Below are 12,583 nucleotides of genomic sequence, written 5' to 3'. Positions count from 1 at the left end.
GAGTCTGGATCCGTCGTGCGGCCGCGCTCGGGGGCCCGGATGCCCGCCCTCCCGGCCCCGGGAGCGGCGGCCGCCGGTACGGTGAGCGGGTGACCAGAGCCCGAGCATGACCGCCTCCGCCGACCCCGCCGAGACGCGCCGCCGCGCGGTGCTCGTGGTGGCCGTCCTCGCCTCCTTCGTCGCCTTCCTCGACGGCACCGTCGTCAACGTCGCCCTGCCCGCCATCACCCGCGAGCTCGGCGGCGGGCTCGCGGTGCAGCAGTGGGTGGTCGACGGGTACCTGATCACGCTCGGCGCGCTGATCCTCGTGGCCGGCTCGCTCGCCGACCGCATCGGCCGGGCCCGCAGCATGACCATCGGCCTGATCGGCTTCGGTGTCACCTCGCTGCTGTGCGCGCTGGCCCCCACCGCCGAGGTCCTCATCGTGGCGCGGATGCTCCAGGGCGCCGCCGGCGCGATCCTCGTACCAAGCTCGCTCGCCCTCATCATCGCGACCGTCCACGGCGCCGCGCAGGCCCGGACCATCGGCGCGTGGACGGCCTGGACCGGCACGGCGACGATCGCCGGCCCCGTGCTCGGCGGCCTGCTGGTGGACGCGGGCTCGTGGCGGTACGTCTTCGCGCTCAACCTGCTGCCGATCGCGGTGACGCTGGTCCTGCTGCGCAGGCTGGGCGCGGTCGACTCGGGGACCCGGGTGCCGATCGACGGCGTCGGCGCGGTGCTCGGGGTGATCGGCCTGGGAGGGCCCGTGTTCGCGCTGATCGAGCAGGAGCGGCTCGGGATCCAGCATCCGCTCGTGCTGACCGCCCTGATCGGGGGAGTCGCCGCCCTCGTCGCGTTCGTCGTGTGGGAGCGACGCGCGGCGCATCCGATGCTGCCGCTGTCGCTCTTCGCGTCGCGGAACTTCACCGTCGGCAACGTCTCGACGGCGTTCGTCTACGGCGCGCTCTCCTTCGGCTTCTTCGCGCTGGGCCTGTTCCTGCAGCAGACCCTGGGCTTCTCGGCGACCCTGGCCGGACTCGCGACGCTCCCGCCGACGATCCTGCTGCTCCTGCTCTCGCAGGTCTCCGGGTCGCTGTCGGCGCGGTTCGGCCCGCGGCTCTTCATGGGCGTCGGACCGCTGATCGCCGCGGCCGGGTTCCTCCTGCTCTCCTTCGTCGACGAGGGCGCCGACTACGCCACGCAGCTGCTCCCGGGGATCCTCCTCTTCGGCTTCGGCCTCGCGGTGACGGTCGCCCCGCTGACCTCGACGATCCTCGGCGCGGTCGAGGACGGGCACAGCGGAGTCGGCTCCGCCGTGAACAACGCTGTCTCGCGCATCGCCGGGCTGGTCGCCATCGCCGCGACCTCGCTCGTGGTCGGCGACTCGCTCGACGTCGAGGGCTTCTCCCGTGCCGCCGTCGCGACCTCCGCCCTCCTGGTCGCCGGCGGCGTCGTCTCCCTCCTCGGCATCCGCAACCCGGCTCCCGCCGACCGCTGACGACTGCTCGGGGAGCGTCTCCGACCCCCGTCCGGGGTGCGGCGCCCCGTGTTCACGCGGTGTCCGCCGATCCTTCGACGGAACGTGGATGAAATAGTTGTCGCTACATGGAATACTGATCGACGTCGATGCGCTTGCATACATCGGACGGGGACGCTCTCCCCGCGACGACCGTCACACTCGAGGAGAAACCATGACCGACACCGTCACCATCCCCGGCTACAAGGCCGGCACCTGGGTCATCGACCCCACCCACAGCGAGGTCGCGTTCAGCGTCCGCCACCTGATGATCAGCAAGGTCAAGGGCAAGTTCGAGCGCTTCACCGCCACGTTCACCACCGGCGAGAACCCGCTCGACTCCAAGGTCGAGGCCACCGCCGAGGTCGCCTCCGTCAACACCAACGAGCCCAACCGCGACGGCCACCTCCGCACCGGCGACTTCTTCGAGGCCGAGCAGTACCCGGAGATCCACTTCGTCTCGACCGCCGTCCGCCCGAACGGCGACGACTTCCTCGTCGACGGCGAGCTCACCATCAAGGGCACCACCAAGCCCGTCACCTTCGAGGTGGAGTTCGGCGGCTTCGGCACCGACCCCTACGGCAACTACAAGGCCGGCCTCACCGCCAAGGCCACCATCGACCGCACCGACTTCGGTCTGACCTACAACGCGGCCCTCGAGACCGGTGGCGTGCTCATCGGCGAGAAGGTCACCATCACCCTCGACCTGCAGGCCGCCCACCAGGCGTAGTCCGAGCCGATCGACCGGAGCCGTCCCTCCCCCCGGGGAGCGGACGGCTCCGTCGTTCCCGGAGCCGGTGCGGGATCAGAGGATGCCGAGCTCCGTCAGCTGCTCGGAGATGCCCGCGCCGTCGGGCGCGAAGACCCAGGTCGTGCCGCTGGTCAGGGAGCGGTCCTCGGCCTTGGAGCGGCCTCCCGCGAGCACCGCCTCGCCGGTGGAGAGCTGGCGGATCGCGATCGCCGCGACCTTGTCGGGGTGCTCGTCCGCGAAGTCGGAGTAGATCTCCTCGTCGTGCTGCCCGTCGTCGCCGACCAGCAGCCAGCGCACGTCCGGGAACTCGGCCGCGAGTCGGCGGAGGTTCATCTCCTTGTGCTGCTTGCCGCTGCGGAACCAGCGGTCGTGCGTCGGGCCCCAGTCGGTCAGGAGGAGCGCTCCGGCCGGGTACAGGTGCCGCGACAGGAAGCGGGTGAGCGCCGGGGCGACGTTCCACGCGCCGGTGGAGAGGTAGATGACCGGGGAGCCCTCGTACTGCCGGGCGAAGCGGTCGAGGAAGACCGCCATGCCGGGCGTGGGCATCCGGGCGTGCTCGTCGAGCACGAAGGTGTTCCAGGCGGCGACGAAGGGGCGGGGGAGCGCGGTGACCATCACTGTGTCGTCCACGTCCGACACGACGCCCAGCCGCGACTCCGGACGCACGATGAAGACGGGCGCCTCGACGGGCTTCGAGCTCGCGGTCGAGAAGGTGATGGTGTGCCAGCCGGGCTCGAGCGTGATCGGGAGGTCCGCGTCGACGACTCCGCCGCGGTCGGCCGTCACCCGGTGGGTCTGCCCGTCGGCCTCGACGGTCACGACGGCCCCGCTCACGAAGACGCTGGTGAAGCTCCGCCAGCCGCGCACGCCCTCGACGGGGCGGACCTCCTCGACCCCGGGAGGGGTCGGCCGCGTGTAGAGGACGCGGGCCAGGACGCGCAGCTGCGTCGTCGAGCCGTAGCCGGTGTAGGGGATGACCCTCGGGACGTAGCCCTTGCGCTTCACGCGCCTCATCCGGAAGGAGTGGAGTCGGTCCTCGAGGCGGGCGGCGCGGTGCATGACCTCCGCCTTGCCTGCGCTCAGGGGCTTGCTCTCGGGCGTCAGCGGCATCCGCCCAGTCTGTCAGACCGGATGCCGGACCGCGGATCGCGCTCTCACGCGATCGTCAGGCTCCGGTGGGCTCGATCAGCTCGGGGCCGTTCGCCGAGACGGAGCCCACGGCCGCGCCGACGCCGTGCACCTCGAGCTCCTCGGCCAGCTCGGCCGCGCCCTCGGCGGCCGCGCGCAGCAGCTCGCCGTCCCCGGGGGACGCCGGGTCCAGCCAGTCCTCGATCAGCTCCGGCTGCAGCAGCACGGGCATCCGCTCGTGCACCTCGGCGAGCGGCCCGGCGGAGGGGCGGGTGAGGACCGTCGCCGAGAGCAGCCACGGAGAGCCCGGCTGGGCCGAGCGCCACCACTCGTAGAGACCGGCGAACAGGAGGAGCGAGCCCTCGCCCGGCGAGACGTAGACGGGTGCCTTCGCCCCGTCCGCGCCGACCCGCCACTCGTACCAGCCCGAGGCGGGCACGATCGCGCGCCGGGAGGCGTAGGACTCGCGGAACGACGGCTTCTCGGCGACGGACTCGATCCGCGCGTTGAACAGCGGCGGCCCCGCGGACGGGTCGGCGGCGGAGCGGGGCACCAGGCCCCAGCGGGCTCCGGCGAGCCGGCGCCGCGGCGGGCTGCCCTCCTCGACCCCCTTCATCGACTCCGCGACGACGGCGATCCGCTGGGTCGGCGCGATGTTCCAGGACGGCTCCGGCAGGTCGGCGCCCGGCTCGTCGATGTCGAAGAGCGCCACCAGGTCGGCGGTGGTCTGCGAGAGGACGAAGCGTCCGCACATGGTTTCTCCCGGGTGGATCGGACCCGCGGAGCCGTCGCCCTTCCGGGGGCGCGAAACACGAGGGACTTTCGATGAGACGACCCCGACCGGCGGTCGCCGTGCGTACGATTGTAGGAACCACGACCGAAGGAGCCCGCCGTGCCTCTTGGAAACCTCGTCGATCGACCGTTCGGTGAATCGTCCCAGGTCCGCAACGAGCCGGTGCAGGTGCGCAGCGCCGCCCGTCTCGCCTCGCTGCTCGACGCGGCGGCCGCCGTCGTCGACGAGGTCGGCTTCGACCGCCTGACCACGGCGATGGTCGCCGAGCGCGCGGGAGCCGCGATCGGCACGGTCTACCGCTACTTCCCGGACCGCATCGCCGTCCTCCAGGCGCTGCGCGAGCGGGCTCTCGAGCGCTTCCGCCGCCGCGTCATCACCGAGATCCGCGACACCCACCCGGGCAACTGGTGGGGCGCGGTCGACTGCGCGATCGACGCCTTCTGCGAGATGCACCGCAACGAGCCGGGCTTCCGCTCCATCCGCTTCGTCGACACGATCCACGCCCCCGAGGTCGCGGGCGAGGCGTTCGAGGCCGGCTTCTTCGCCCGCCGCTTCGCCGAGATCCTCGCGTCCGAGTACGGCCTCCCGGGCGGCGCGCAGCTGTCCTTCCGCCTCGAGGTGACCATCGAGGTCGCGGACGCGCTGCTCACGCGCGCGTTCCTCATCGACCCCAACGGCGACCAGCGCTTCATCGACGAGAGCCGCTCGCTGCTGCGCCACTACATGACCTCGCACTACGGAGCCGTCGAGGAGTCCTGACCGGCTAGGACTGTCAAGGCCCTAGTCGCTCCCGGAACATCCCGCAACACTTCGCGGTCCGGGTTGGCAGGCGGCTGCTATTGGTGTTTTCCTTGCCGCCTGGCCCCGTTCGGGGCCGCGGGCCGTGCAACGGCCGGACGCGCGGAGCGAGAGCGGGCACAGTCGTGGACCAGGGACAGATCGGCGCGCACACCGCCGGACGGCGGGCGGCCTCGTGATCGAGTTCCGCAACGTCAGCAAGCAGTACCCGGACGGCACGCGGGCGGTCGACGACTTCTCGCTCGTGCTGCCCTCCCGGCAGACGACCGTCTTCGTCGGCTCCTCGGGCTGCGGGAAGACCACGATCCTCCGCATGATCAACCGGATGATCGAGCCGACCTCCGGCACCATCGAGATCGACGGCGAGGACATCTCGTCCCTGCCCGCCGTCGCGCTCCGCCGCCGCATCGGCTACGTGATGCAGAACTCCGGCCTCCTGCCGCACCGCAAGGTCATCGACAACATCGCGACCGTGCCGCGGCTGAACGGAGTCGCCAAGAAGCAGGCGCACGCCCGCGCGCTCGAGCTGATGGACACGGTCGGACTGGACCGTGCGCTCGCCGCCCGGTACCCCAGCCAGCTCTCCGGCGGCCAGCAGCAGCGCGTCGGTGTGGCGCGCGGCCTGGCGGTCGACCCGAACATCCTGCTGATGGACGAGCCGTTCGGCGCGGTCGACCCTCTCGTGCGTGCCGACCTGCAGCGCGAGACCCTGCGGCTCCAGGACGAGCTCGACAAGACGGTGGTCTTCGTCACCCACGACATCGACGAGGCGTTCCTCCTCGGCGACCAGGTCGTCATCCTCGAGAAGGGCGGCCGGATCGCGCAGAAGGGCTCGCCCGCCGAGATCCTGGCGAACCCCGCGAGCGAGTTCGTCGCCGGCTTCGTCGGCGCCGACCGCGGCAAGCGCTCGCTCCGGATCGAGGAGCGCGACGGCGCCCGCATCGTGGTCGACGGCGACGGGCGCCCGACCGGAGTGCTGCGCGCGCAGGACGGCCCCGCCGCGTGAACTGGGTCGTCAACAACACGGACGCGATCGTCGCGAACCTGCTGGCGCACCTGGCCCTGTCGGTCCCGCCGATCCTGCTCAGCTTCCTCGTCTCGCTGCCGTTCGGCTGGTTCGCGAACCGCTACCGCTGGAGCCGCGGCACCCTGCTGACAGGGCTCGGCGTGCTCTACGCCATCCCCTCGCTGGCCATGTTCATCCTGCTGCCGGTCCTGCTGGGCATCCCGCTCCGCTCGACCGCCAATGTGATCACGGGCCTCACCCTCTACGGCGTCGCGCTGATGGTCCGCACCACCTCGGACGCACTGGGCGCGGTGTCGGACGACGTCCGCCAGTCGGCGACCGCGATGGGCTACTCCGGCTGGGCGCGCTTCTGGCGGGTCGAGTTCCCGCTGGCCGGTCCGGTCCTGCTCTCGGGCCTGCGCGTGGTCACGGTCAGCACGGTCAGCCTGGTGACGGTCGGCGCGGTGCTCGGGATCCAGAGCCTCGGCCTGCTCTTCACCGACGGCTTCCAGCGCGGCATCACCGGTGAGATCGTCACGGGCATCGTCCTCACGATCGTCCTCGCGCTGGTACTCGACGGACTGCTGGTGCTGATCGGCCGTCTCCTCATGCCCTGGACGGCTCTGGACCGCACGCGCCGCTCGCGCAGACCGGTCGCGGTTGAGAGGGCGGTGACGTCGTGAACCTCATCGCCGAGGCCTTCGCCTGGATCGCCGACCCCGCGCACTGGACCGGGGTCTACGCGATCCCGACCCGTGTCGCCCAGCACGTCGGCATCAGCCTGCTGGTGCTCGTGATCGCGGCCGCGATCGCGATCCCGATCGGCTACCTGATCGGGCACACCGGGCGCGGCAAGGGCATCGCCGTGCCGGTCGCAGGCGGTCTGCGCGCCCTGCCGACGCTGGGCGTGCTCGTCCTCGCGGCGATGAGCCTGGGGCTCGGCCTCGGCGCTCCGGTGATCGCCCTCGTCGTGCTCGCGATCCCGTCGGTGCTCGCCGGCGCGTATTCCGGGCTCGAGGCGGTCGACCGCCGCACGGTCGACGCGGCGCGCTCGATGGGCATGACCGAGTGGCAGATCCTGACGAAGGTCGAGATCCCGCTGGGGCTGCCGCTGCTGATCGGCGGGCTCCGCTCGGCGGCGCTGCAGATCATCGCGACCGCCACGCTCGCCGACTACATCGGCGCCGGCGGCCTCGGGCAGTACATCTTCCGCGGAGTGAAGTCGGGGGACTACCCGCAGATGCTCGCCGGCTCGATCCTGGTGATCGTGCTGACGCTCCTCAGCGAGGTCCTGTTCGCCCTCCTCCAGCGGCTCGCCGTGCCGCGCGGAGTCGTGCTCGGCCTGGCCGGCACCGCCGGCCGCACAGGTTCCCGCGCCTCGTCGCCCCGACGACGCGCGGTGATGGGAATCCCCATCGAAGAAGGGAAATAGCAATGTTCACAGCACATTTCACGAAGGGCCGTGTCGCGCTCAGCGCACTCGCGGTCGGTGCCGTCGTGGCACTGGCAGGGTGTTCCTCGAGCGATCCGCTCGATGAGGGATCGGGTGCGACTGCGGGCAGCGAGACCATCGTGGTCGGCTCGCAGGACTACTACTCGAACGAGATCCTCGCCGAGATCTACGCGCAGGCGCTGGAGAACGACGGCTTCACCGTCGACCGCCAGCTGCGCATCGGCCAGCGCGAGATCTACCTGCCCGAGATCGAGAGCGGATCCATCGACGTCTTCCCGGAGTACGACGGCAGCCTCCTGCAGGCGCTCGAGCCCGACGCGACGGCCACCACCGCCGACGACGTGTACTCCGCGCTCGGCGACGCGCTGCCCGACGGCCTCCGCGCCCTCGACGCCGCCGAGGCCAGCGACCAGAACTCGTACACCGTCACCCAGGCCTTCGCCGACAAGTGGGACCTGACCGACATCGCGTCGCTCAAGAACGTCACCGACCCGATCGTGGTCGGCGGCAACTCCGAGCTGCAGACGCGCCCCTACGGGCCCGACACCCTGCAGTCGAAGTACGGCATCACGACCACCTTCCAGGCGATCGAGGACAGCGGCGGATCGACCACCGTCGACGCGCTCACCAGCGACCAGATCCAGCTGGCGAACGTCTACACGGCCGACCCGAACATCCAGAAGAACGACCTCGTCGCTCTCGAGGACCCGGACGGACTGTTCGTGGCCGACAACGTCGTGCCGATCGTCTCGAGCAAGATCACGGACGACGCGGCCGAGGTGCTGAACGCGGTCAGCGCGAAGCTCACGGCGGACGACCTCGTCGCCCTCAACTCCGAGAGCGTCAACGAGCAGAAGTCCGCGTCCGCGATCGCGGGCGAGTGGCTGAAGTCGGCGGGTCTCGTCGACTGATCCTCCCCGGATCCACGCCCGGAGGCGCGTCACTCGTCGAGGTGACGCGCCTCCGCTCTGTTCAGGAGCTTCTTCCCGAGGAGCACGAGCAGGGCGAAGACGACGATGACGCCCACGAAGACGTAGCCGGCGCCGTGCAGGCTTTCCGAGAGCTCCCGGTAGCTGCCGGCCGCGGCCGCGCCGACGCCGACGTAGGCGGACGACCAGAGCACGCACGCCGGGATCGTCCAGGCCATGAAGGTCCGGTAGCGCATCCCGCTCATCCCCACCGTCAGCGGGATCAGCGAGTGCAGCACCGGCAGGAATCGCGAGAGGAACACGGCGAACCCGCCGCGCCGCGCGAGGTAGCGCTCGGCCTTCAGCCAGTTCTTCTCGCCGAGCCGGCGTCCCAGGCGCGACGCGCGGATCCGCGGCCCGAACCAGCGGCCGAGGTAGAAGCCGACGGACTCGCCGCAGAGGGCGCCGATGACGACCGTGACGGCCAGCGCCGCGAACTGCAGCGGGCTGGTCACGCCGGTCGCGCTGACGATCACGATCGTGTCGCCGGGGACGACGAGGCCCGCCAGGATCGTGGTCTCGAAGAAGATCGCGAGTCCGGCGAGGAGCGTCCGCCAGACCGGGGGGACGCTGACGACGAAGTCCAGGATCCCGGTGAGGGTGTCGTTCACCGGGCGCCCCCGCCCGCCGGGGACTCGATCGGGGGCTGGGGCCGACGGCGGCTCCGGATGCTCGGCATGGCTCGATCGTAGGGGCGCACGGCTGGGCGGCGGCAGGGCTGCGCCCGGGAGGCCGGTGGACGCCGGGCGGTCAGGGGACGGCGACGAGCGCGGAGGCCGCCGGGCCGGTGCCGTTCGCCGTGACCGCCTGCACCGAGAGGGTGTAGCTGCGGCCCGGGACCAGCTTCGTGAAGGTCTGCGAGCGCTTGGTCGCGGCGACCACGGCGCTCCAGGCTCCGGCTCCGCTCGTGTCGGACCCGTCGCGCGACACGCGGTAGCCGGTGACCGCCGAGCCACCGGTCCCCGCGGGGGGCGACCACGCGAGCGTCGCCGTGCCGTCCGAGCCCGCCGTGGCGGTGACCGCGGTCGGCGCGCCGGGGAGTCCGGCGGCGACGAGGGTCGCCGTCAGCGTGGTGCTGCTCCCGGGAGTGACGACGCTGTGCGAGGCGGCGCCGCCGTCCGACCAGGACGAGAACCGGTAGGCCGTGCCCGACGCGTCGGTCTGGTCCGGGACCTCCAGCTGGAGGGCCGAGCCCGCCCACGAGACGACGGTCGTGCCTCCGGCGACCTCGGTGCCGTTGACGACGACCGTCCGGCCGGCGGGAGCGGTGGCCAGGGTGACGGAGACCTTCTGCGGGAAGAACGTCCGCGTCGCCGTCGTCGACACTCCGCTCGAGTCCGTCGCCGTGACGCTGATCAGGAGGTCGCTGTCCGCGGCGGCGGCGAGGTCCTCCGGGCCGGGGGCGACGAAGGAGAGGTCGTTCCCCGTCAGCGGCCCGAGGAAGGGATGCGTGTGCTGAGCGTGGCGGCGCTGGACGGTCCAGGTGAGCGCCGAGGCGGGCAGGGCGCCGTCCTCGGCGTCGGTCGCCGTGGCGCGGAGGCCGTAGCTCCGGCCGGTGACGAACACCCCTCCGTCGGCGGGTGCGGTGATGCTCACCGTCGGGGCACTGTCGCCCGAGGTGATCCTCGTCGTCGCGGGGGCGGAGACGGCTCCCTTCGGATCGCGGACGCGGAGGGACGCGGTCCAGCTGCCGGCGGCGTAGCTGTGGGTGAAGGTCGGGCCGGTCGTGATGCGGTCGGGGGTGCCGTCGCCGAACGACCACAGGTAGGTCAGGGCACCGCCCTCCGGGTCGCTGCTGCCCGAGCCGTTCAGCCGCGCGGCGAGAGGAGCCGCGCCGGAGGAGGGGGCGGCGGTGAGGGTCGCGGTCGGGGCGCGGTTCGCCGCGGCGGTGTAGGCGAGGCGCCGGACCTCGCCGCCGTTCGCGTAGCTGGTGTAGAAGAGGTCCTGGGTCCCGCGCGAGGGACCGAAGGCCATGGCGACGGCGCTGCTGCCGCCGAGGCCGGTCACGAGGTCGCCGGCCGCGCCGGTGCGGCCGAGGGTCCGGATCTTCCCGCACACGTAGTCGCCGAAGAGGTACGCGCCGTCGTAGGCGGCCGGCCAGACGCCGCGGGGGACGTAGGCGCCGCCCGTGATCGAGGCGCAGCCGCTGCTGTGCGCGTAGTCGTGGACCGGGTCGGTGAGACCGGCGGGCGCCGCGGCTCCGCAGTTCGAGGCCGAGCCGGTCTTCGCGCAGTGGCCCTCACGGGTGTTCCAGCCGTAGTCGGCGCCGGCGACGCCCTGGTCGATCTCCTCCCAGGCGTCCTGGCCCACGTCGTTGATGCGGAAGACGGTGCCGGTCGCGTTCGGGTCGAAGGCCATCCGGAACGGATTGCGCAGGCCGCTCGCGAACGTCTCGCGGCAGCGCACGCCCGCGGCGGCCGGGGCGAGCCGGCAGGAGGCGGTCCCGGTGCCCAGGTAGGGGTTGCCGGCCGGGACGCCGCCGGTGAGGGTGATCCGGAGGATCTTGCCGTTCAGGATGTTCGGGTCGCGGGCGGCGTCGTTCCGGCCGCCGCAGCCGCTGCCGCCCGGCGAGCCGACTCCGCCGCGGTAGTCGCAGCCGCCGTCGCCGACGCTGACGTAGAGCAGGCCGTCCTTGCCGATGGCGAGGTCGCCGCCGTTGTGGTTGCTCGCGGGGGAGTAGATGCCGTCGAGGAGGACGCGCTCGGAGGCCGGGTCGATGCGGTCGTCGGTGCCGAGCTGGAACGAGGAGACGCGGTTGCGCGGGGCTCCCGCGGGGTTCACCGTGCCGCCGGCGTTCGTCGGGCAGGAGGAGTCGGAGCCCTTCGAGGTGTAGTAGACGACGACGGTGCGCGAGCCCGGTGCCGGGTCGACCGCGAGGCCGAGCACGCCGCGCTCGCCGTTGGCGCAGACCTTCGAGCGCAGGTCGAGGGCCGGGGTGGCGACCAGGCCGCCGGCGCGGATCACCCGGATCGCGCCGGTCTGCGAGGAGACGAGGGTGCGTCCGTCGGTCGTGAAGGCGAGGGCGGTCGGCGCGGGGACGGCCGCCACCCGCGAGTCGGTGAAGCCGGCGGGCACGACGGGAGCGGCGGACGCCGGACCCGCGGGCCCGGCGACGAGCGCGGCGGCCGTGATCGCCAGGACGGTGAGCAGGGCGAGACCACGGGGGCGGATCCTCGAGCGGGGCATCGGTGACTCCGAGACGGTCGGCGCTGCTGAGCGAGCGGCGGTCTGCGGCGGTGCAGAGGGCGCTGTCGGCGATGACGCGGGGCCAGGATAGGCGCGCGCGACGGAGGGGCCGTGTCCCCCTTCAGGGTCAACACTGGGGGCTCCGGGCGCGGTGTCCCCGGGCCGCTCACGTCGAGCGGGGCTGCTGTGCGGCGGCCCGCCGGCTCACTCCAGAGCGGGCAGGACCACCGCGCGGACCGCCTCCGAGAACCGGGCGTAGCCGGCCTCGTCGAAGTGCAGGCCGTCGTCGACGAAGAGGGAGGGGTCGACAGAGCCGTCGGAGGTGACGAGCGCGTCGGCGGTGGGGACGAAGGTGACGCGGCCGTCCGTCTCGGCGTAGGCGCTGACCGCGGTGTTGGCGGCGCGGACCTCGGCGCCGACGGAGGCGCGGGCGGGCGTCTCCGCGATCTCGACGTAGAACAGCTCGGCGTCGGGGGCGACCTCCTCCACGCGCTGGAGGTACTCGACGACGGCGCCGGCGGTCTGGGCGCCGGTGCGCGAGCCCTCCTCGCCGCTGATGTCGTTCGCTCCCACGTACACGATCACGGCGCGGGGATCGAAGGGGGCGACCATGCGGTCCAGCCACGCGAGGTGATCGGCGACGGTCGTGCCGCCGATCCCGATGTTGTAGGTCTCGAGCGGGCGCAGGTCCTCCTTGGAGGTCGTCCAGCGGCCGATCGTGGAGCTGCCCGTGAGGACGATGCTGTGCTGCGGGAACCCGGCGGCGAAGCGCCTCTCGAGACCGGCGACGCGCTCGGCCATGTCGACGGAGGAGGTGGGGTCGGGGGAGCTCGCGGCCGGAGCGCCCGCGCCTCCGCTCCGCGAGGCGAGCGAGAGGGCGATGCCCGCGCCGGCGAGGACCAGCGCGAGCACCAGCAGCGCCGACCGTCTCGGAGTCACCGATGCCCCGCTCGAGGATCCGCCCCCGTGGTCTCGCCCTGCTCACCGTCCTGGCGATCACGG

12 protein-coding genes are annotated in these 12,583 nt (G+C 72.4%); 7 read left to right on the top strand and 5 right to left on the bottom strand.

The genetic code is table 11. The features are described from left to right. The first annotated feature begins 106 nt into the window (after nucleotides 1–106). Complete coding sequence (locus C5C57_RS00060) at nucleotides 107–1,480, top strand: DHA2 family efflux MFS transporter permease subunit (protein ID WP_104225629.1); 1,374 nt, start codon at nucleotides 107–109, stop codon at nucleotides 1,478–1,480. A 193-nt stretch (nucleotides 1,481–1,673) separates the two neighbouring features. Next, nucleotides 1,674–2,228, top strand: a complete 555-nt coding sequence (locus C5C57_RS00055; protein WP_104237910.1) for a YceI family protein — start codon at nucleotides 1,674–1,676, stop codon at nucleotides 2,226–2,228. 75 nt (nucleotides 2,229–2,303) lie between these two features. Here C5C57_RS00055 and C5C57_RS00050 read toward each other — a convergent pair whose 3' ends face one another. Continuing rightward, the gene (locus C5C57_RS00050) at nucleotides 2,304–3,359 is read right to left on the bottom strand and encodes an App1 family protein (RefSeq protein WP_258072715.1); all 1,056 of its coding nucleotides are present in this window, start codon (nucleotides 3,357–3,359) and stop codon (nucleotides 2,304–2,306) included. A 55-nt stretch (nucleotides 3,360–3,414) separates the two neighbouring features. Beyond that, complete coding sequence (locus C5C57_RS00045; protein WP_104246545.1) at nucleotides 3,415–4,131, bottom strand: SOS response-associated peptidase; 717 nt, start codon at nucleotides 4,129–4,131, stop codon at nucleotides 3,415–3,417. A 138-nt stretch (nucleotides 4,132–4,269) separates the two neighbouring features. Here C5C57_RS00045 and C5C57_RS00040 point away from each other — a divergent pair, with 138 nt between their 5' ends. The 5 genes from C5C57_RS00040 to C5C57_RS00020 all read left to right on the top strand — a co-directional run bounded on the left by C5C57_RS00040 (nucleotide 4,270) and on the right by C5C57_RS00020 (nucleotide 8,338). Continuing rightward, a complete protein-coding gene (locus C5C57_RS00040; protein WP_104223107.1) occupies nucleotides 4,270–4,929 on the top strand; it encodes a TetR/AcrR family transcriptional regulator in 660 nt (219 codons plus the stop codon). 214 nt (nucleotides 4,930–5,143) lie between these two features. After that, nucleotides 5,144–5,974, top strand: a complete 831-nt coding sequence (locus C5C57_RS00035) for an ABC transporter ATP-binding protein (protein WP_104225631.1) — start codon at nucleotides 5,144–5,146, stop codon at nucleotides 5,972–5,974. Then, nucleotides 5,971–6,657 carry an ABC transporter permease gene (locus C5C57_RS00030; protein ID WP_104223109.1) on the top strand — a complete coding sequence of 229 codons (687 nt, stop codon included), beginning with the start codon at nucleotides 5,971–5,973 and terminating at the stop codon, nucleotides 6,655–6,657. Before C5C57_RS00035 ends, C5C57_RS00030 begins: the two co-directional genes overlap by 4 nt. Continuing rightward, nucleotides 6,654–7,406 carry an ABC transporter permease gene (locus tag C5C57_RS00025; protein WP_104225632.1) on the top strand — a complete coding sequence of 251 codons (753 nt, stop codon included), beginning with the start codon at nucleotides 6,654–6,656 and terminating at the stop codon, nucleotides 7,404–7,406. The genes C5C57_RS00030 and C5C57_RS00025 overlap by 4 nt, the downstream gene beginning before the upstream one ends. 2 nt (nucleotides 7,407–7,408) lie before the next feature. After that, nucleotides 7,409–8,338: an ABC transporter substrate-binding protein gene (locus C5C57_RS00020; RefSeq protein WP_104223111.1), complete on the top strand. Its 930-nt coding sequence runs from the start codon at nucleotides 7,409–7,411 to the stop codon at nucleotides 8,336–8,338. A gap of 29 nt (nucleotides 8,339–8,367) precedes the next feature. Here the strand turns inward: C5C57_RS00020 and C5C57_RS00015 are convergent, their stop codons facing one another. From C5C57_RS00015 to C5C57_RS00005, 3 genes are all read right to left on the bottom strand, one after another. Continuing rightward, nucleotides 8,368–9,006, bottom strand: a complete 639-nt coding sequence (locus C5C57_RS00015; protein ID WP_104223112.1) for a DedA family protein — start codon at nucleotides 9,004–9,006, stop codon at nucleotides 8,368–8,370. Between the two features lie 139 nt (nucleotides 9,007–9,145). Further along, entirely contained in the window at nucleotides 9,146–11,581 is a 2,436-nt protein-coding gene (locus C5C57_RS00010) for a PQQ-dependent sugar dehydrogenase (protein WP_181027082.1), read from the bottom strand. A gap of 204 nt (nucleotides 11,582–11,785) precedes the next feature. Then, complete coding sequence (locus tag C5C57_RS00005; protein WP_104297139.1) at nucleotides 11,786–12,520, bottom strand: GDSL-type esterase/lipase family protein; 735 nt, start codon at nucleotides 12,518–12,520, stop codon at nucleotides 11,786–11,788. Nucleotides 12,521–12,583: the final 63 nt, after the last annotated feature.

The organism is Rathayibacter sp. AY1C5, assembly GCF_002931705.1.
Taxonomy (GTDB): domain Bacteria; phylum Actinomycetota; class Actinomycetes; order Actinomycetales; family Microbacteriaceae; genus Rathayibacter.
Note: the sequence above shows the minus strand (reverse complement) of the source record. Positions and strands in the feature narration are given on the sequence as shown.

Coding starts and splice junctions, on each gene's coding strand:
- C5C57_RS00060 (WP_104225629.1), top strand. CDS start 107: ATGACCGCCTCCGCCGACCCCGCCGAGACGCGCCGCCGCGCGGTGCTC.
- C5C57_RS00055 (WP_104237910.1), top strand. CDS start 1,674: ATGACCGACACCGTCACCATCCCCGGCTACAAGGCCGGCACCTGGGTC.
- C5C57_RS00050 (WP_258072715.1), bottom strand. CDS start 3,359: ATGCCGCTGACGCCCGAGAGCAAGCCCCTGAGCGCAGGCAAGGCGGAG.
- C5C57_RS00045 (WP_104246545.1), bottom strand. CDS start 4,131: ATGTGCGGACGCTTCGTCCTCTCGCAGACCACCGCCGACCTGGTGGCG.
- C5C57_RS00020 (WP_104223111.1), top strand. CDS start 7,409: ATGTTCACAGCACATTTCACGAAGGGCCGTGTCGCGCTCAGCGCACTC.
- C5C57_RS00010 (WP_181027082.1), bottom strand. CDS start 11,581: ATGCCCCGCTCGAGGATCCGCCCCCGTGGTCTCGCCCTGCTCACCGTC.